Annotated in this window: 19 protein-coding genes and 1 pseudogene; 15 read left to right on the forward strand and 5 right to left on the reverse strand. The window is 27.5% G+C overall.

Annotated elements, in window-relative coordinates; genetic code table 11:
• The first annotated feature begins 199 nt into the window (after window positions 1-199).
• Window positions 200-1,198, forward strand: a complete 999-nt coding sequence (locus I1A51_RS10935) for a M28 family metallopeptidase (protein ID WP_196893819.1) — start codon at window positions 200-202, stop codon at window positions 1,196-1,198.
• A 41-nt stretch (window positions 1,199-1,239) separates the two neighbouring features.
• Here I1A51_RS10935 and I1A51_RS10940 read toward each other — a convergent pair whose 3' ends face one another.
• Window positions 1,240-1,806, reverse strand: coding sequence for a DinB family protein (locus tag I1A51_RS10940; protein WP_196893820.1), 567 nt, complete (start codon window positions 1,804-1,806; stop codon window positions 1,240-1,242).
• Window positions 1,807-1,938: 132 nt separating this feature from the next.
• Here I1A51_RS10940 and I1A51_RS10945 point away from each other — a divergent pair, with 132 nt between their 5' ends.
• From I1A51_RS10945 to I1A51_RS10975, 7 genes and pseudogenes are all read left to right on the forward strand, one after another.
• On the forward strand, window positions 1,939-3,375 hold the full coding sequence (locus I1A51_RS10945) for a T9SS type A sorting domain-containing protein (RefSeq protein WP_196893821.1): 1,437 nt from the start codon (window positions 1,939-1,941) through the stop codon (window positions 3,373-3,375).
• Between the two features lie 222 nt (window positions 3,376-3,597).
• A complete protein-coding gene (locus I1A51_RS10950; protein WP_196893822.1) occupies window positions 3,598-4,623 on the forward strand; it encodes a DUF2141 domain-containing protein in 1,026 nt (341 codons plus the stop codon).
• Between the two features lie 21 nt (window positions 4,624-4,644).
• Window positions 4,645-6,006: a histidine kinase gene (locus I1A51_RS10955; RefSeq protein ID WP_231374015.1), complete on the forward strand. Its 1,362-nt coding sequence runs from the start codon at window positions 4,645-4,647 to the stop codon at window positions 6,004-6,006.
• Window positions 6,003-6,281, forward strand: a complete 279-nt coding sequence (locus I1A51_RS10960) for a 2TM domain-containing protein (RefSeq protein ID WP_196893824.1) — start codon at window positions 6,003-6,005, stop codon at window positions 6,279-6,281. Before I1A51_RS10955 ends, I1A51_RS10960 begins: the two co-directional genes overlap by 4 nt.
• 61 nt (window positions 6,282-6,342) lie before the next feature.
• Window positions 6,343-7,323 (forward strand): annotated as a pseudogene (locus I1A51_RS10965) (PLP-dependent cysteine synthase family protein); the annotation flags it as partial.
• A 185-nt stretch (window positions 7,324-7,508) separates the two neighbouring features.
• Window positions 7,509-7,778, forward strand: coding sequence for a hypothetical protein (locus I1A51_RS10970; protein ID WP_196893826.1), 270 nt, complete (start codon window positions 7,509-7,511; stop codon window positions 7,776-7,778).
• A gap of 268 nt (window positions 7,779-8,046) precedes the next feature.
• The gene (locus I1A51_RS10975; protein WP_196893827.1) at window positions 8,047-8,244 is read left to right on the forward strand and encodes a hypothetical protein; all 198 of its coding nucleotides are present in this window, start codon (window positions 8,047-8,049) and stop codon (window positions 8,242-8,244) included.
• A gap of 82 nt (window positions 8,245-8,326) precedes the next feature.
• Here I1A51_RS10975 and I1A51_RS10980 read toward each other — a convergent pair whose 3' ends face one another.
• Together I1A51_RS10980 and I1A51_RS10985 are read right to left on the reverse strand one after the other, a co-directional pair.
• The gene (locus I1A51_RS10980; protein ID WP_196893828.1) at window positions 8,327-10,750 is read right to left on the reverse strand and encodes a DUF5916 domain-containing protein; all 2,424 of its coding nucleotides are present in this window, start codon (window positions 10,748-10,750) and stop codon (window positions 8,327-8,329) included.
• A 200-nt stretch (window positions 10,751-10,950) separates the two neighbouring features.
• Window positions 10,951-11,376, reverse strand: coding sequence for a hypothetical protein (locus tag I1A51_RS10985; RefSeq protein WP_196893829.1), 426 nt, complete (start codon window positions 11,374-11,376; stop codon window positions 10,951-10,953).
• Between the two features lie 105 nt (window positions 11,377-11,481).
• Here I1A51_RS10985 and I1A51_RS10990 point away from each other — a divergent pair, with 105 nt between their 5' ends.
• Window positions 11,482-12,510, forward strand: a complete 1,029-nt coding sequence (locus tag I1A51_RS10990) for a hypothetical protein (protein WP_196893830.1) — start codon at window positions 11,482-11,484, stop codon at window positions 12,508-12,510.
• 1 nt (window position 12,511) lies between these two features.
• Here I1A51_RS10990 and I1A51_RS10995 read toward each other — a convergent pair whose 3' ends face one another.
• Window positions 12,512-13,312, reverse strand: coding sequence for a hypothetical protein (locus tag I1A51_RS10995; RefSeq protein WP_196893831.1), 801 nt, complete (start codon window positions 13,310-13,312; stop codon window positions 12,512-12,514).
• A 198-nt stretch (window positions 13,313-13,510) separates the two neighbouring features.
• Between I1A51_RS10995 and I1A51_RS11000 the strand changes: the two genes are divergently transcribed.
• Genes I1A51_RS11000 through I1A51_RS11010 form a run of 3 tightly spaced genes read left to right on the forward strand, consistent with a single transcriptional unit; the run spans window position 13,511 to window position 14,726 of the window.
• Window positions 13,511-13,912 (forward strand): hypothetical protein, encoded by a 402-nt coding sequence (locus I1A51_RS11000; RefSeq protein WP_196893832.1) that lies wholly within the window; start codon window positions 13,511-13,513, stop codon window positions 13,910-13,912.
• Complete coding sequence (locus I1A51_RS11005; protein ID WP_196893833.1) at window positions 13,909-14,292, forward strand: polymer-forming cytoskeletal protein; 384 nt, start codon at window positions 13,909-13,911, stop codon at window positions 14,290-14,292. The genes I1A51_RS11000 and I1A51_RS11005 overlap by 4 nt, the downstream gene beginning before the upstream one ends.
• On the forward strand, window positions 14,289-14,726 hold the full coding sequence (locus I1A51_RS11010) for a hypothetical protein (protein ID WP_196893834.1): 438 nt from the start codon (window positions 14,289-14,291) through the stop codon (window positions 14,724-14,726). The genes I1A51_RS11005 and I1A51_RS11010 overlap by 4 nt, the downstream gene beginning before the upstream one ends.
• On the opposite strand, the gene I1A51_RS11015 is transcribed toward I1A51_RS11010, so the two are convergent.
• Window positions 14,727-15,137, reverse strand: a complete 411-nt coding sequence (locus tag I1A51_RS11015; RefSeq protein WP_196893835.1) for a thiol-disulfide oxidoreductase DCC family protein — start codon at window positions 15,135-15,137, stop codon at window positions 14,727-14,729.
• Between the two features lie 95 nt (window positions 15,138-15,232).
• On the opposite strand from I1A51_RS11015, the gene I1A51_RS11020 reads away from it, so the two are divergent.
• Genes I1A51_RS11020 through I1A51_RS11030 form a run of 3 tightly spaced genes read left to right on the forward strand, consistent with a single transcriptional unit; the run spans window position 15,233 to window position 18,397 of the window.
• Window positions 15,233-15,922, forward strand: coding sequence for an ABC transporter ATP-binding protein (locus I1A51_RS11020; RefSeq protein WP_196893837.1), 690 nt, complete (start codon window positions 15,233-15,235; stop codon window positions 15,920-15,922).
• A 1-nt stretch (window position 15,923) separates the two neighbouring features.
• The gene (locus I1A51_RS11025) at window positions 15,924-17,156 is read left to right on the forward strand and encodes an ABC transporter permease (protein WP_196893839.1); all 1,233 of its coding nucleotides are present in this window, start codon (window positions 15,924-15,926) and stop codon (window positions 17,154-17,156) included.
• A 2-nt stretch (window positions 17,157-17,158) separates the two neighbouring features.
• Window positions 17,159-18,397, forward strand: coding sequence for an ABC transporter permease (locus tag I1A51_RS11030; protein ID WP_196893840.1), 1,239 nt, complete (start codon window positions 17,159-17,161; stop codon window positions 18,395-18,397).
• The last annotated feature ends 27 nt before the right edge of the window (window positions 18,398-18,424 follow it).

The raw sequence follows: 18,424 nt of genomic DNA on the forward strand, positions 1-18,424 counted from the left end.
AATTGTATTAAAAATTAATAATTAGAGTTAAAAAAATAAATCAAAATATATTTAAAAGTTAAAAAATGTATTATGTGTTAATATTGAATTGATTTATTTAGAATTAAACATTTAGTTATTTATTACTTTCAAAAAAAGATTAATTTTCTTTTCTTTGATTTGAATACCGATAACACAAAAACTAAATTTAAAATACTTCATGAAAAAAATTTCATTGTTATTTCTTGTAGGAATTTTCTTTATTGCATGTGGTGCAGTAAAAAAGAGCAAGAGAGGAGAAACATTTTACGCAGAAACAATTACAACAGAAGAATTAAAAAAAGATTTATATCAATTAGCTTCTGATGAATTTGAAGGTAGAAGAACAGGGGAGAAAGGTCAAAAATTAGCCGCAGATTATTTAGCGAATATTTACAAAGAAGAAAAAATTGAAGCTCCAAAAAATGCTGCAAATTATTTTCAAAATATTCCTAAAAAATATTTTGTTGGACGTTCAAAAGATGATTCTGAAAATGTAGTTGCTTTTATTCCTGGAAGTGAAAAGCCAGAAGAAATTATTGTGATTTCTGCACATTATGATCATATGGGGTTAGATCATGGAGAAATTCATTATGGAGCTGATGATGATGCTTCAGGAACTTCAGCAGTTGTAGCAATTGCAAGAGCTTTCAAAAAAGCTTACGATGATGGAAATGGACCAAAACGTTCGTTATTATTTTTACATTTAACTGGAGAAGAAGAAGGATTATTTGGTTCTAGATATTATACAGAAAATCCTTTGTATCCTTTAGAAAATACAGTCGCAAATTTAAATATTGACATGGTTGGTCGCGTCGATGATGCACATAAAGATAATAGAGATTTTGTTTATATTATTGGTGCGGATAAGTTGAGTACAGAATTACACGATATCAATGAAGCTGCGAATAAAGAACATGTAAATTTAGCTTTAGATTATAAATATAATGATGAAAATGATCCAAATCGTTTCTATTATCGTTCGGATCATTATAATTTTGCAAAACATAATATTCCAATTATTTTTTATTTTAATGGAACACATGTAGATTATCATCAGCCAACAGATACGCCAGATAAAATTGATTACGAGCTTTTAAAGAAAAGAACAAAGTTAGTTTTTCATACTGCATGGGAATTGGCAAACAGACCAGAAAGAATCGTAGTTGATAAAAAATAAAACAAAAAATCCGAAGTAAATTACTTCGGATTTTTTTATCGTTATTCTTTTGAAATTCTTTTTTTGATTAAAGCAATTTGTCCCATATGATTTGCTTGATGTTCCATTACATGAAACCACGCCCAATAATAATTCATGCTGTTTTTTGAATCTGTCTCCAAAAGCCAAGCATCATCTTTTGTTTTTAAGTTTTCTAATGTTTTTGCTCGAACTTCATCCCAAATTTTCATGTAATATTGAATCGGTTTTCCTTTATATTTTTCTCTAGCTTCTTCACCAAGAGTTAAAGCAGTCATCCATTTTTTCTTTTCTTTCCTATTGAAATTACGATTTTCAAAAGTAAAATTTTGATAATAAGCTTCTGTTGCTGCTAAATGAATAATCATTGCACCAATTCTATTGGCATTTTCATCCAATAAATAATCTGTTTCTTCCTGATCTAAATTTTGAATATTTCTTTCAATTCTTCCTTTTAAATCTTCTAGCATAGAAACTAAAGCGCCAATTTGTGGTGAATATCCTTTTGTATTTTCAATCTTAATTTGTGCTGAAAGATTTCCAGAAATAATAAATAATACAAATGTAAAAGAGGTAATAATTTTTTTCATAAAATCGATTTTAATTTGGTTTTAAATTAAACGTTTGTTTAAAGTGTGAAATACTGAAAAATATTTCAATTCTTTTCTGAATAAAGTGTTAAAATTTAGTAAATTAGATAGAGAATGATAAATGAAGATGATATGAGAAAAACACTACTTTTTGTTAGTTTTATACTAACTTCTTTAAACTTTTTTGCACAAGATTGTCCAGATTCGGATGTAACTCTTACAACACAAGCAGAAGTGGATGCTTTTAAAACTAATTATCCAGATTGTACAGACTTTCCAAATACATTGACTGTTGGAGATATTGATAATGAAGATTCTACAATTGAAAATTTAAATGGTTTGTCTAATTTGATTAGTGTTCAAGGATCATTTTGGATAATAAACAATCCCTTGTTATCGACTTTAGGAGAAATAAATCAAGAGTTTGGATTAAATAATCTTGCAGTAGTCGAAGGAGATTTAATTATTGAAAACAACGATTTATTGACAAATGTTTCTGGTTTAGAAAATTTAGTTTCTGTTGGACAAAATTTTGCGATTCGAAAAAATACAGAGATTGCAGATTTGTATGGTTTAAATAAAATTGCAACAGTGGATGAAGAATTTGAAATTACTGAAAATCCGAAACTAGAAACTTTTGAAGGAATTGTAGAAACATTAACTGTAAATGATTTTACAGTTGGAAATAATTTGCTTTTAGAAGATTTTTCTGGATTTATAAATGATATTATCATTGAAGGAAATATACAAATTAGTTCGAATCCGAGTTTAGCTTCTTTAATGGGACCAGACGATTCTTCTGTGATAAATTATCAAGGAGAAAATTTTGTTTTGGTAAGCAATAATGCTTTGAATGATTTAAGTGGATTGGAATTGGTAACGGAAATAAATGGAGATTTATATTTACAAGGAAATATGAATCTTTTGACATATAATGGTTTGGCTAATTTAACAACGATTGATGGAAATTTAGTTATTGTTTTTAATCCAAGTGTGACGAATTTTGTTGGTTTTTCAGGTTTACAAACTATTACAGGAGATTTTTTAGTTGCTTCTAATGAAAAATTAATAAATTTTCAAGGAATTCCAATGTTGACAACTGTTAATGGTGTAATTTCAATTTCTTTTAATGATACTTTGGGAAGTCTGGCTGGATTTGAAAATTTGCAAACTGCTGAAAATGGAATTACGATTACAGAAAATGGTGTTTTAAATAATTGTACTGGAATTTGTAATATTCTGCTTTCTGGAGCAATTGATGGAAAGTTGTTTTTACAAAATAACAATGAAGATTGTAGTTCTGCAAGTGATTTAAAAACACAATGTGAAGATTTAGATATTGAAGATTTAGAAGAAGATTTTAATTTAAAGATTTTCCCAAATCCAACTGAAAATTATTTAACAATTTTAGATTCTAAATTAAAAAATGTACAAATATTTGATTTACAAGGAAAAAAAGTTGTAAATTCAAATGAAAATTTCCTGAATGTATCACATTTAGAAACAGGAATTTATGTTTTAAAAGTTATTTCTGATAAAGTGTATACAGAAAGACTAATAATCAAATAAGAAACTCTATAATTTTCGTGATAAAAAGCTGTTGTAAGTCCAAAAACGCAACAGCTTTTCTTTTTCAATAGGTTTTTATTTTTAGATTTTTAATGTTTAAAAAGAAAGAATGACAATTCAGTAAATAAAAATGACAGTTCAGTATTGTTTAATTTTTAGTGTAACTTGAAAACCTGAATTTTGGAGTGTAATAATTAATCAAAGAAACCAAAAATCAAGATCATGAAAAAAATAATTATAGCATTTGTTTTATTAGTAAGTGGGATTGTAAATGCGCAATCTTATGAACAAGGAATGGAGAGAGCTTCAAAATTAATGAAAGAAAAAAAATATTTAGAAGCGAAAAATCTGTATGAAAGAATTGCAAATGTTGCAATAGATGAATGGCTACCAAATTATCATGCAGCACATATAATAATTGTTAGTTCTTTTGCAGAACAGGATAAAGAAAAAGCGATTGAGAATTTAGCGAAAGCAGAAGATTTTATTGCAACAGCGGATGCAATTTCACCGAATAATAGTGAGATTTATGCCTTAAAAGGACTTTTAAACTTAGGGAAAATTGTTGCAAATCCTCAAGTTTATGGTCCAACGCTTTCGCAACAAACTATTGAATTATACGAAAAAGCAGTTGAATTTGATAATACGAATCCGAGAGCAGTTTGTGGATTAATTCAATATCAAATAGGAGGAGCAAAATATTTTAATCAAGATATTACAGGATTGTGTACAAAACTTCAAGATGCTGTAGAATTATATGATACTTACGAACCAAAAGGAAAATTTTATCCAACTTGGGGAAAAGAATATACATTGAGTTTATTAGCAACAGATTGTAAGGGGAAAATTAAAGAGAAAGAAGAAGTAAAAGTACAAGAAATAAAACAAGAAGAACCGAAAAAAGCTTCAATTCGTGTGAAAATTTCTGGAATTACAAATGATAAAGGAAATATTTTAGTTGGACTTTATACAAAAGAAAATTTTAGAAAAGAAGCAACAAAAGATTATAAAGTAGCTGCACAAAAAGGAGAAATTGAATTTGTTTTTGAAGATGTTGCGCCAGGAGAATATTCTATTTTAGTTTTACATGATGAAAATGAAAATGATAAAATGGATTTAAAACTGGGAATGATGCCAGCAGAAGATTATGGATCAAGTAATAATAGATCTTATTTTGGACCACCAACTTTTAAAAAGTCAAAATTTGAAGTTGGAGAAGAAACAATAAGCTTAGAAATAAAATTATAAAATAATAGAAAATAGCTAATGATGAATTTAACTAAATATTTAAAGAAAGGCTTTTTAGTTGGAGTAATAATTGCGGCAGTTTTATATTTGATTGACAATTTTTTACTTTCTTCAAAAGGCTGGAATCTAAACGCAGATGGAGGAAAAGAGTTTTTAATGTTCTTTTTATATTGTTTTGTGTTGACTGTTGTGAATATGTCTTTCTTTGATTATTTAGATATTAAAACACCATTTAAGAAATCGCCAAAAAAGAGAATTTTATTTGGTTTTTTCGGAGCTTTAGTTATTTCATTAGTTGTTTTATACGTTCTTAATTTCTTTTCATTTGTTTATATCTATGGACATTCTATTTCGTCATTTTTTGAGCAAAATATTAGAGTTCCATTAGTTTATGGTGCAATTGTTACAATAAATGTGAATCTGATTTTTCATATTATCTATTTTTACAAAAAGAATTCTGAAAATAAAATTAAAGAATCGAAAATTGTAGAAAAAACATCAAAAGCACAATTTGAATCTTTAAAAAGTCAGTTAGATCCGCATTTTTTGTTTAACAGTTTAAATGTATTGACTTCTCTAATTGGTGAAAATCCAAGAAAAGCTGAGAAGTTTACAACAAAATTGTCAAAAGTTTATCGATATGTTTTAGAGCAAAGAAACAAAGAATTAGTTCCAGTTTCGGAAGAATTAAAGTTTGCTAAAACCTATTTAGATTTACTAAAAATGCGATTTGAAGATGCGATTATTTCAGAAATTCCAACAGAAATTTCGCAACCAGATTTAAAGATTGTTCCATTGTCTTTACAGTTATTACTGGAAAACGCTATTAAACATAATGTTGTAACTACAGAAACGCCATTAAAAATTACAATTAGAGAAGAAAATGGATATTTGATTATTGACAATAATTTTAATCCAAAAAAAATAGTAGAAAAAGGGACTAAAGTTGGATTACAAAATATCAAAGATAGATATGCTTTATTGTCGAATACGAGAGTAGAAATAAATCAGAACGACAAAAAATTTGAAGTAAAAATACCAATGTTAATAGAAGCAGGAAATATTCAGTTTGTAAACTTTGAAAACGAAAAATTAATAAAAGCAAGGCAACATGTAAAAGAATTGAAAGAATTCTATATGGGATTAATTAGTTACTGTATTGTAATTCCAGGATTGATTGCGATGAATTTACTAACATATCCAAAATTTCTTTGGTTTTTCTTTCCGATGTTTGGTTGGGGATTAGGAATCGTTTTTCAAGCGATAAAAGTTTTTGGAAAGGTTAATTTCTTTTGGAATAATTGGGAAGAAAGAAAGATTAATGAAATAATAAAGGAAGAAACAGAAAAAGAAAACTATTTAAAAAAGAAATTTAAGTCATGAAAAATTTTGATGAAGAAAAATATAAAAAAGCATCTGAGAAGGTTAAGGAGATTAAAGCTTTTTATTCGAATTTAGTATCATATGTTTTAGTAAATGCATTTTTAATATTTATAAATCTAACATATTCTCCAGAGTATTTATGGTTTGTATTTCCATTAATTGGATGGGGAATGGGATTGTTGATTCATGGATTTACAGTTTTTGGAAACCATTGGATTTTCTCAAAAGAATGGGAAGAAAAGCAGATTAAGAAATACATGGACAAAGATAAATAATAGCCAATTTCGTTAAGTCCACCGAAATAAGTATTTTTGCACAAGTTTAAGAAAAGACGAAATGAATTACGCAAAGAATATTTTAGAAACTATTGGAAATACTCCTTTAGTAAAATTAAATAAAATCGTTGAAGAAATCGATGCTCTAGTTTTAGCAAAAGTTGAAACTTTCAATCCAGGAAATTCTGTTAAAGATAGAATGGCTTTAAAAATGATTGAAGATGCTGAAGCAGATGGTAGATTAAAGCCAGGAGGAACAATCATCGAAGGAACTTCAGGAAATACAGGAATGGGACTTGCGATTGCTGCGATTATCAAAGGATATAAATTAATCTGTGTAATGGCGGATAAGCAATCAAAGGAAAAAGTAGATATTTTAAGAGCAGTAGGAGCTGAGGTTGTTGTTTGTCCAACAGCAGTAGAGCCAGAAGATCCAAGATCTTATTATTCAGTTTCAAAAAGATTAGCAGAAGAAACTCCAAATGCATGGTATGTGAATCAATATGATAATCCATCGAATGCTAAAGCTCATTATGAAAGTACAGGACCAGAAATCTGGAAACAAACAGAAGGGAAAATTACACATTTTGTTGTAGGTGTTGGAACTGGAGGAACTATTTCAGGAGTTGGAAAATATTTAAAAGAACAAAATCCAAATATTAAAGTTTGGGGAATTGATACGTATGGTTCTGTTTTCAAAAAATACCACGAAACAGGAATTTTTGATGAGAATGAAATTTATCCATATATCACAGAAGGAATTGGAGAAGATATTCTTCCAAAAAATGTAGATTTTAGCATTATTGATGGATTTGTAAAAGTTACAGATAAAGATGCTGCTATTTACACGCAGAAATTAGCTTTAGAAGAAGGAATTTTTGTTGGAAATTCTGCTGGAGCTGCAACAAAAGGACTATTACAGATGAAAGATCAGTTTAAGAAAGATGATGTTGTTGTAGTTTTATTCCACGATCACGGAAGTAGATATGTTGGAAAAATGTTCAACCCAGAATGGATGGGAGAACATGGTTTTGTAGAAGATAAAGAGTAAATTTTTTAAGAAAATTACTAATAAAATTTAAGCAAGCTTTCTCATTTGATAAGCTTGCTTTTTTATTTTTATCAATTTTAGTGAATTTGCATAAAAATTATAAGAAAATTATAATAAGTTGCTGAGATATAGAATTTAATGTATTTTTGCCTAGATTATTTTAAATATAAGGTACTATGGCAAGTATTAAACAATTAAAGAAGGACTTGAACTATGTTCTAGGTGACATCATTGACGAAGTTTATGCATGGGAGTTAATGAATCCTACTGAAGAAACAGCTAAATCAGAAGCGATTATTGATGAAGCAATCGCTATTTTTGACGAATTAATTGAAAAAATTAATACAAGAAAAGACGTAGAAGACAAAAAAGCATATTTTAAAGCAATTAATAAGGAATTAGAACAAAAAGCTAATTCATTAATCGAAAAGATTAATAATTTATAATTATCTGAATTCGATTTAAAACTTATAATTTAAAACTAAAATCCTAGTAATCTATTTTACTAGGATTTTTTCTTTACAAAAAGGTTAACAATATCATAAAAAATGTTAAAGAAATGTTATTTATATCAAGTCTAAATTGAATATTATACTTTTTAAAGCTTTGAAATTTAGTTTACTAAAAAAAAATAACGTTTTTTTTGCACAGATTACAATTTTTTATTAATTTCAGCGTTGAAAAAATTGGAATAACCTTAAAATACTATACCAAATGGCAAGAGCAATGTTTGAATACACTAAAACTGTTCTTAAGAAGGTAAGTTTTAGTACGGAACTCTTTTGCAAAGAATTAGAAAAAGCTATGAAAAGACTGTTACCATATGAAGTAAATGAGCTTATGATATGGTTGCAGGAATACACACATAACAAGCCAGAATTATCTGCTGTTATGATAAATATTACAAATTAAATGATGGTTTAACCTTTAAAATAGAAAAAGCCTCCTAAATCAGGAGGCTTTTTAATTATTGAAATATTTATAATTCGTAGGATTAAATTATTTTCTTAATTGTTGCGTAATCTATATAATGTACAATTCGCAGAGAGAAAGTTTGATTTAATGGATTGTCAAATAAATTATCAATATTTTTTGAGAAACTTAAATTTGATAAATCATCTGAATTATTAATCGTATTTCTATAGAAAGCTGTGATTAAACTTCCTGGAGCAAATTCCCATTTATAACTTAATTCAAGATTCCATGAGTTGAAATTTACATCTGGATTGTCATCCGTAGTATCATAATTAGTTGGACTCAATTCTCCGTTTTCTTCTAAATCATAAAAACTATCATAAGTTACTTGTGACCAATAGTGGCGAAAAGACAGTGAAATTGCAGATTTTGTGTTGAAATTATAATTACTTGTCAATGTATTTACAACTTGTTTACGATCACGATTTCCGAATATAATTGCATCATCTAAAGAATCTACCCAACCTTTATCGTTGAATTCTCTTTCATAATTAAATTGATACACTAAATTCATTTTATTATTTACTCTAAAACGAGGACTAAAACGATATCCATACCAATGTAAATTATCAAAATTAATTCTTTCACCATAAAAGAAATTTATATCAAATGCTAATCTTCTACGATAATCTGTAGAAAGCCAAGTAAAAACATTTAATCTAGGATTTCTTAAGAAAAATCTTCCATCTTCTCTGGCTCTTGGCTCATAAAAATCTTTTTGCTTTCCAATATTTGTATTAATACTCATTCCAAAAGCATGTTCTTTTTTAGTCGTAGCTCTAAAGTTCCAACCAAAATAATTTCCAGTATAAGTATATGGTTTTTTCAAATATTCAAATCCACCCCAAAAACCTGTTCTAAATGAATTAAAAAGTTTGGTAGGTTTAAAAATCTGATAAGAACCATTAAAACCGTATTCAATAAAATTGTCTAATCTTTGGAAACCTAAATCATTATTATCAAATTTTTCATCGATAAAATCTACAAAAGCACCAAATCTATAATTTCCACTTGTTTTACGAAATCCGATATTAGAAGCTAATCCTTGTTTTGTTTCATCATCTTCAAAAATCAAACTTGTTTTTACATTTCCATAAACTTTATATGTATTTTTTTTATTGGAAACATCCCAAAGTAATGCAGAAACATTTGCTTTTCTGTGTCCATTTTCTCGCATTGTATTTGTATTTACAAAACTTACTGAGGAATTTCCACGAAATTGTTGGTCTAAAACAATCACACTATAATTGGTCAAAGGAGAAGTTAAAGCTTCTCTTGAAGTTCCAGTATTTGGATTACTAACTTTTGCATATGTTCTTTTTGTAAGTGCATTTAAAACACCAATTCCCAATCCTTTTTTTGTTCTTCCAGAAAATTTTACAGCATTTAAAAGATTTGCTTTATCTGGATTTTCTGTGATTTCTTCATCAATTTCATCATTGGTATCTATATCGTATTTATAAATTGGTGTTCCTCCAATTCTTCTAGAATAAAATAATCCTCCTTTTGTAAATAACTCAATTCCTTCAATAAAAAACTGACGTCTTTCACTAAATCTTTGTTCAAAAGGACCTAAGTTTAAAACAATATTATCAAAAGCAGTTTGACTAAAATCAGGAATTAAAGTGGCATCTAATGTGAAGTTTTCTGTAACTCCATATTTAATATCCATTCCGACATTTAAATCTTTAGTTGTTTCTTTATCTTCCGTTTGAACAACTCCAGAAGCATATGGAAATAAACTTAATCGAGTAGGAGGTTTAATATCATGAATTCCTTTTAACTCTCCAGCATATTGTTGTGTATTTCCAATTGATCGATCGATGAAATTCCAAGAATATTGGTGTTTTTTTCTTTGAATATTTCTTTGAAAATTAATTCCCCAAGTTTGCTCTTTATCATTTTTAAAACGTAAAGCATCGTAAGGGATTTTAACTTCACATATCCAACCTGAATCTGTAACTCTTACTTTACTTGTCCAAACAGCATTCCAAGAAAAATCACTTCCATTTGAAACTGTAAATCTTGCATCAGCTTGTGTTCCCGTACTCATAATGATAAATTGTGTGTCATTTTGCTTATCATTGATTGGATTAATGAAAATGCTAAAAGAATCAGATTGTCCTAAATTATCTCTTGTAGTGAATTCCATTGGGATTTTGGAAGGCTCAGGATCGAACATTTGTGCAGCAAAATAAATTCCTTCATCATCATAAAGAACTTTTACAATTGTTTTAAAATCTTCAGGTTCTTTTGCTCCATTTGTGGGAGAAATCATTACAAAATCCGTAGCGGAGTTGGTTTCGTTCCAAATAGGTTCATCTATAAAACCATCAATTTTAGGTGCTTGTTCTACTTTCTTTGTAAAGAGTTGTTTTGTTTGTCCAAAGGTTAAAATAGTAAGGAAAAACAAAAAAATTAATGAATTAATCTTTTTTGCCATTTTAGTTCATTCAAAATTTTATAGGTTTGCAATTAGAGGCGAATTTATTTAAGAATATTCTAATGAATTCTAAATTTATTGTTAAAAAAAATATTAACATTTGAGGTTTAAACGCATTTTCTAAACCTTATTATTTGTCAAAATATTTTGATATAGAAAAAGGACAATAATAATTTTGAATTGTGACAAAAAAATAAAAATTAAATTAAAAATTGGGTAGATTGAATGTCTGGTAAAACAAAAATTCGTCTTGCTTTTGTAGTTTCCAATAAACTTTTGCTATAAAATTTGAAAATATATTCTTGCTTCGAAAAACGACTTTCTAAAAAATCATCAAGCATTTCTGGGATGTAATTACTTTCATGATTTTCGATATATTCAGTGATTACCCAAAACCAAAAAAGCGTAATTGTTTCATGATAACCGGTTGTATCTGTATTTTGATTTCCCATTTTTTCATTTAATTCTTTGATATTTCTTTTTAAAAATGGAAAAACCTCTGTTCTTGATAAATGTGTGCAATACCAAAAGCCAATAATTAAATGTGCTTCATGTGTCCATTCTTCTTTTGTGAATGTTTTCTTCTCAAATTTTTCTACATAAGTAAATAAATCGTCTACGTTCATTTTGATAAATTCTTGTTAATTAGCTTACAATTAAACTCAAATGATAAAAATAGACTTTTAATTTGTATAATATTTATAGTAGTAGGTAAATTTAATTAGTTGAATATGAGAGTTTTTTTAATCACAATGCTAGCAATCGTTTTTGTTACTTGTGCAAAAGAAGATGAAATCACGGAAAACCAAATAAATAATTTAAAACAAGAAAGTACTATTTCGTTTCAAAATTTAGAAACTTTAGACTATTTTTTTCTGCCTTTTGATTTAAATAACAATCGAGTTTCTGTCGGTTTAACTGGTGGAGGAGGAAATCCTAAAGGAATTATTTTTAAAAATAATGGTGATTATTTAATCAAAAATGAATGGGAATATATTGTTTCTTTAAATGAAACTAATTTTAGTTCAGGATTTAACGGAAATGGTCTAGGAGTTTATGAATATGATGCTTCTGGAGAAAGAACAGAATTGCCAAATATCCCTGATGAACCAAATTTTAGATTGTTTAGTCCGAATGGAATAAATAGTCAAAAACAAATTCCTGTAACAACAAATAATCCTGGAGATTCACCAAATTCTTATTTATGGAATGGAACTGATTATGAGGAAATTTTGATTCCAAATACAAACTATAGAATTGCACATGACGTCAATGAATTAGGAGATGTTTTAGTTGAAACAGATTTAGGAATTTATATATGGAATCAAGGAAATTCTAAACGAATTGAAGCAATTCCAACAAACTTTATCCCTACAAGATTTAATGACTCTGGTCAAATTATAGGAAATGTGATTTTGCCTGATGGAATACGAACTCCATGGTTTTATTCTGATGGAAAAGTGGAATTGTTGCCTATAAATAATTATCTCGGAATGACCGATTTCTTTTATCCAAGAAAAATTAATAATAACAATTTAATTGTTGGATATTTTAAAGATTATGAACACAAAGAAACACCTGTTGTTTGGTTTCAACACCAAGATATTTCTAAGGAAGTTTTAGCTTTCTTAACGGAAAATAATTATACATTTAATGATTCTGGATTTATTTCTTGTAATGAAAAGAATGATATTATTTTAAATGTAATTGATTTGACTACAAATGAAAATAAAACAGTGATTTTTCATTTAAATCCTTAAATCATTTTAGCTGAACATGAATATGATCATCATGTCGAACAGCTCTACAACCTTGAAAACGAATTTTAGAATTCGTCAAATGTAATCGATTTTTTAGATGAGGTTCTAAGAAAATTTTTCCAACGTTTTGATTTTTTAAAAAGCATTGAATTAATTTTTTAGTTCCTTTTTCTGAAAATCGTAATTCTTGATTTATCTTTCCAAAAGTTGCATATTTTGTAAAATCATATTGGAAAAACCCTTTTGATTTACAATAATTTGTTTGGTCAAATTCCTGTTTTTTTGGTTTTACAAAATCTCCATAACCACTGAATGATTTCTGTTTATTTGTGATTTTTCCATTTTTAGTTTCATATATAAAACTGATATCAATTTTTTTTCCATCATTATGACTCAAATGTGGAAACAATGGAAATCCATTTAAAAAAGGAAAATTTGCATCTAAATAATTTATTTTAAAAGGTTGTTTTTCGATACATTTTGCTGTTTTTTCTAATACTGTATTTAATTCGGGTGTAACATAATTTCGATTTAAAAGAATTGTCATATAATTTGTAGGAGCAATTTTATCATTTGAAGCAATTTTTTCTCTTCCAAAAATTGGTGCGATAAAAGGAATAATTGTAAAAGTGAAAATTACATAAAGCGTTAAAAAAACGATGGTTTTCTTAAAACGAAATTTTTTCTGAATGCTATTTGAAATTAAAAGAGATAAAATCAAAATAATTCCACCAATTTGAGTTGCAATTGTGAGAATTGAAAATAGAAATAAATACAGAAGAATATATAGCAGTTTTTTCATTTTATTAGTAGAAATTGATTTTTTAAAATATTATATATTTGCGAATAAACAAAACTATGAATTATTTAAAACTGAAAAAGTTTATTCTCAAAACAATCATTTTTATTCCAATTATATTTTTGGTGAATAATTTATATTCAATAACAGGAAATTTGTTATTTAATAATTTTTTTGTGATTCCTGTTGCTTTTTAGAATTGTGTTTTTTCACTGTTTTGAATATGAGAAAATAAAAGATTTACCTGATGAAGAATTTTTAGAATCTAAGCATCAGAGAAAAATTAAAAATACAGCACAAAACTGGAAAGGAATTAAAAATGTTTTTGATTTACAATTGCGAAAAACTTCTTATTGGGTAAATTCTTCAAATACTGAAATTAAGTTTTATACAACTGGTTTTTTTATTTTTCGAAGAGAAATAATCATTAAAAAAGAAAATGAAAATATTCAGTTGAAAATAAAAAGTTTATTTATCAGTTTTCTTCCTGATTTTGGATCAAATTATTTTTTTTTAGAGGAATTAATTAAAAAAGTAGAAGTATTTAATTCTTTAGAAGAAACAGAAAATGATTTATTAGAAATAAAAATTGCTAAGAAATGAATTTAGAAGGTTTTCGATATTTTGAAAAAGTGAAATTTAAGTGGAATAAAAAATCGTTGAATTTTAAAGAAATAAAAGTGTTTCCTACTAAAGATGTTGAAATCAATGAAAACGTTGTTTTTACAGGAATACACAAAGGAATTATTAAAATTAAACCTAATTGTTATTTTATACATCGAGGTGAACTTGAAGGAGAATTAGTTGCAGAAGATGATTCTATGCCAATAATTTTTGGAAAAATTGAAGGAAATATAAAAATGAGTCAAGGTCTTTTAGATTTAAGAAAAACAGCAATAATTAAAGGAGAAATTTGTTGTAATAAATTAATGATCGAACCAAATACTGAAATTTATGGAACTGTAAATTTTTTTAAAAAATGAAAATACCTAAGACTAAAGAAGAATTTTTGGAAGAATTTTATAAATCTTTTGATCTCTATGATAAAATAGGAATACAAAGAGTAAATCAGTTTATAAGAATTCTTCCGAAAGTTTCAGATGCATTAATCATTGAAAGTTTTATAGAAATATTTAAAAACAAAGAAAGAAAAGAATTTGAATTATTTGAGCAAAGGATTATCGGAGAAGTTCTTAAAGATTTGAATTTAAAATCAAATTTAGATATTGATTTTATTTTAAGAGAAACAGTTTTTGGTTGGAATAAAAGTGCTTATGAATTTCCTTTTTGGCTAAAGAAAAATTATGGAATTTCGGCTTTGACAAAAGCAATAAAAGATTTTGAATCAACAACAACTTGTGAAATTGAAAAAGATAAATTGAATACTTTTAAATATTGGCTTCGAATAAAAGATTAATCAAAACAAAAACTTTGCTTTTGTTTCAGGAGTAGGAATCATACAACTTTCCTTTTTTCCGAACCATTTATAGCGATTTTTTGCAATAAAATCATAAACAAGATCACGAATTGGTTTAGGAATAATTAAGAAAATTGCCATTAAAAACCATAAACCTTTTAATTTTCTAGCAATTCTAAGTGCTGCCGACGATTTTGTGAAAATTTTGTTATTTTCTAATAAAAGAATCGTGTTTAGCTCAGAAACCGTATATTTATAATGTTGTAGCAGTTTTTTGCTCTCTTCAGATTGTAAGGGAGCGAACAAAAAGTGATTTTTAGAATCACGTTTTATGATGAAAATGACAGAGTTATTGCAAAGATTACAGACCCCATCAAAAAAAATTACAGATTTATCCTCAATTTTTTTCATATTTACTGTTACAAAATTGTAATTCTTTCGTCTTATGGCGAGATTGAATTACAAATTATTATTGTTTAATACTTTTATGCAAAAATACAGATTATATGATTACAATAAAAAAATTGCATAAATCTTATCCAATTGGAAAAGATTTTTTACATGTTTTGAAAGGGATTGATTTAGAAGTTAAAGAAGGAGAGTTTGTATCAATCATGGGTTCTTCTGGTTCTGGAAAATCTACTTTACTTAACATTTTAGGACTTTTAGATGTTCATGATAAAGGTGAATATTATCTAAACGGACAATTGATTCATGATCTTGATGAAAGAAAAGCTGCAATTTTACGTAATAAATTTTTGGGATTTGTTTTTCAATCGTTTAACTTAATATCTTATAAAACAGCTGTCGAAAATGTTGCTTTACCACTTTACTATAAAGGTTTAGGTAGAAAGGAAAGACATGAGAAAGCTTTAGAATATTTAGATAAGGTTGGATTAAAAGAATGGGCAAATCATTTACCAAATGAATTATCAGGAGGACAAAAGCAGCGTGTTGCAATTGCGAGAGCGTTAGTTACAGAACCAAAAGTAATTTTAGCAGATGAGCCAACAGGAGCTTTAGATTCGGCGACATCTGATACGGTGATGGAAATATTGAGAGATATCAATAATGAAGGAATGACAATCGTGGTAATTACACATGAGGAAGATATTGCTGAAATGACAGATAGAATTGTGCGATTGAAAGACGGAATTATTACAAGTGACGAAAGAACAAACCAAAAAGTGAAATAACATGTTTGATATAGATCGTTGGAACGAAATTTTTCAAACCATTAGAAAAAATAAACTAAGAACATTTTTGTCTGGTTTTACCATTACATTTGCCATACTGTTATTTACTATTTTACTTGCAATGGGAAATGGTTTGAAAAACAGTTTTACTTCCGCATTTAGAGATAATGCTGAAAATGCGATCTATATTTTCCCAGGTGTAACTTCTCGTTCTTATCAAGGTTTGCCAATTGGTAGAGAAGTACAAATGGAAACAAAAGATTTTAACTATATCGTTCAATCTTATAAAAATCAAATACAATATGCAACTGCTGTTGTAAATAAAAATGTCCAAGCTACTTTCGGACGTGAAACGAGTTCTTATAGCTTAAGAGCCGTGCATCCTCAAGAACAATTTATTGAAATAGTACATATTATTAATGGGAGATATATCAACGATTTAGATATTAAAAACCATACTAAAGTAATTGTCATTGGGAATTTAGTTCGAGATGATTTGTTTCCTAAAGGTGTAAATCCAATCGGAAAATATATTAACTTAGATAATATCATGTATAAAGTTGTTGGAGTATATAATAGTGATGGTGGTGATCGTGATAAAAGAATTATTTATATGCCAATTACAACAGCTCAAAAATTATATGGAAATAATCAAGATATTGATCGAATTAATTTGACATATAATTTAAACATGACTTTTAATCAAGCGATTGATTTTGGTACTGAATTAGGAAGTAAATTAAGAGAAAGATTAAAAGTGGCACCAAATGATCAATCTGCAATTTTTGTACAAAATTTCGCAGAAGATGCAAAAGCGAGTAATCAAGTGTATGCTACATTGGTTTTTGTGGTAATTTTTATTGGTTCAGGAACTTTAATTGCCGGAATTGTAGGAATTAGTAATATCATGGTTTATATCGTAAAAGAGAGAACCAAAGAATTTGGAATTAGAAAAGCACTAGGAGCAACTCCTAGATCAATTATAGGAATGGTTTTATTCGAAGCATTTTTTATAACAGCAATTGCAGGTTATATTGGATTAGTCCTCGGAATGTTTATTATAAATTGGATGCGAAAACCATTAGAAGAATATTTTATTAAAAATCCGAGTGTAGATAACACAACGATTTTTGCAGCAACAATTGTATTAATTATCGCAGGAGTTTTTGCAGGTTATTTACCAGCAAGAAAAGCAGCTAAAATTAAACCAATAGTAGCATTAAGACACGATTAATTATGGTAAAGAACGTTTTTGATAAAGATACTTGGCAAGAAATCTTTGAGGTTTTACGAAAGAATAAATTTCGTACAGCTGTTACGATGCTTGGAGTATTTTGGGGTGTTTTCTTATTGGTTTCTCTTCTAGGAGCTGCTCGTGGTTTAAAAAATAAATTTGATCAAGAGCTTGGTGATTTCGCAACCAATAGTGTTTTTATTTGGGCGCAAACAACAAGTAAACCTTTTAAAGGTTTTCAAAAAGGAAGGCCAATTACTCTAAATTTGAAAGATGTAGATATTGTAAAACATGGAGTAGATGGTGTTGAATATGTTGTGCCAAGAAATCAAACTACAAGTACTGTAAAATACAACACTAAGAGAGTTAGTTTTGGAATTAGTGGTGATTATCCTTTTTTGGCTGAGGTACAAAAGCAAAACTTAATTTTTGGTCGTTTTATAGATCAATTAGATATTGAAGAAAGAAGAAAAGTTTGTGTGATTTCTACAGATGTTTATCGACAATTGTTTAATGAAGGTGAATATGTTATTGGTAGATATATAAATATTAATGAAATCAATTTTAAAATTGTTGGATTAAATAAAAATAGTAGAAATGGACCTTCTGATGATATAAATATTCCTTTTACAACTTTTCAAGAAATTTATAATAAAGGAAACGATATTAGTTGGATGATGATTACTGCAAATCCAAATTATAATATTAATCAAGTCGAATCAGAAGCTAAAAATTTACTGAAAATAGCACATGATATAAATCCAGATGATACCAGAGCTTTAGGAAGTTTTAATTTTGGAGAATTATTTAAAAAGCTTACAGGGTTTTTATCTGGAATGCAATTTTTAACAATTTTCGTGGGAATTTCTACCTTAATTGCAGGAGTTTTTGCCATTGGAAATATTTTATTAATTACCGTAAAAGAAAGAACAAAAGAAATAGGAGTTCGTAGAGCTTTAGGAGCAAAACCATTGGAAATCAAAATTCAAATTATCTTGGAATCCGTCAGTCTGACATTGTTTGCAGGAATTATTGGAATTATCTTCGGAGGATTTGTTCTTTATATTATTAATACAATTTCTGAAAAATCTCCAGATCCTGTATTAATTAATGCTTCTGTAAGTATTCCTACAGTTTTAGCTGCATTATTAACGTTGATTTTAATGGGTTCATTGATTGGATTAATTCCTGCGCATCGTGCCATTATTATTAAACCAATTGATGCTTTAAGAGAAGAATAGTTTTTAAGATTGAAAAATAATTTATAG

It is taken from the genome of Aureivirga marina (assembly GCF_015767265.1).
In the GTDB taxonomy this organism is placed as follows: domain Bacteria; phylum Bacteroidota; class Bacteroidia; order Flavobacteriales; family Flavobacteriaceae; genus Aureivirga; species Aureivirga marina.

Excerpts from the sequence above, each read along its gene's own strand:
- I1A51_RS10935 (WP_196893819.1), top strand. The coding sequence starts at position 200 with ATGAAAAAAATTTCATTGTTATTTCTTGTAGGAATTTTCTTTATTGCA.
- I1A51_RS10940 (WP_196893820.1), bottom strand. The coding sequence starts at position 1,806 with ATGAAAAAAATTATTACCTCTTTTACATTTGTATTATTTATTATTTCT.
- I1A51_RS10945 (WP_196893821.1), top strand. The coding sequence starts at position 1,939 with ATGAGAAAAACACTACTTTTTGTTAGTTTTATACTAACTTCTTTAAAC.
- I1A51_RS10950 (WP_196893822.1), top strand. The coding sequence starts at position 3,598 with ATGAAAAAAATAATTATAGCATTTGTTTTATTAGTAAGTGGGATTGTA.
- I1A51_RS10955 (WP_231374015.1), top strand. The coding sequence starts at position 4,645 with ATGAATTTAACTAAATATTTAAAGAAAGGCTTTTTAGTTGGAGTAATA.
- I1A51_RS10960 (WP_196893824.1), top strand. The coding sequence starts at position 6,003 with ATGAAAAATTTTGATGAAGAAAAATATAAAAAAGCATCTGAGAAGGTT.
- I1A51_RS10970 (WP_196893826.1), top strand. The coding sequence starts at position 7,509 with ATGGCAAGTATTAAACAATTAAAGAAGGACTTGAACTATGTTCTAGGT.
- I1A51_RS10975 (WP_196893827.1), top strand. The coding sequence starts at position 8,047 with ATGGCAAGAGCAATGTTTGAATACACTAAAACTGTTCTTAAGAAGGTA.
- I1A51_RS10980 (WP_196893828.1), bottom strand. The coding sequence starts at position 10,750 with ATGGCAAAAAAGATTAATTCATTAATTTTTTTGTTTTTCCTTACTATT.
- I1A51_RS10985 (WP_196893829.1), bottom strand. The coding sequence starts at position 11,376 with ATGAACGTAGACGATTTATTTACTTATGTAGAAAAATTTGAGAAGAAA.
- I1A51_RS10990 (WP_196893830.1), top strand. The coding sequence starts at position 11,482 with ATGAGAGTTTTTTTAATCACAATGCTAGCAATCGTTTTTGTTACTTGT.
- I1A51_RS10995 (WP_196893831.1), bottom strand. The coding sequence starts at position 13,312 with ATGAAAAAACTGCTATATATTCTTCTGTATTTATTTCTATTTTCAATT.
- I1A51_RS11005 (WP_196893833.1), top strand. The coding sequence starts at position 13,909 with ATGAATTTAGAAGGTTTTCGATATTTTGAAAAAGTGAAATTTAAGTGG.
- I1A51_RS11010 (WP_196893834.1), top strand. The coding sequence starts at position 14,289 with ATGAAAATACCTAAGACTAAAGAAGAATTTTTGGAAGAATTTTATAAA.
- I1A51_RS11015 (WP_196893835.1), bottom strand. The coding sequence starts at position 15,137 with ATGAAAAAAATTGAGGATAAATCTGTAATTTTTTTTGATGGGGTCTGT.
- I1A51_RS11020 (WP_196893837.1), top strand. The coding sequence starts at position 15,233 with ATGATTACAATAAAAAAATTGCATAAATCTTATCCAATTGGAAAAGAT.
- I1A51_RS11025 (WP_196893839.1), top strand. The coding sequence starts at position 15,924 with ATGTTTGATATAGATCGTTGGAACGAAATTTTTCAAACCATTAGAAAA.
- I1A51_RS11030 (WP_196893840.1), top strand. The coding sequence starts at position 17,159 with ATGGTAAAGAACGTTTTTGATAAAGATACTTGGCAAGAAATCTTTGAG.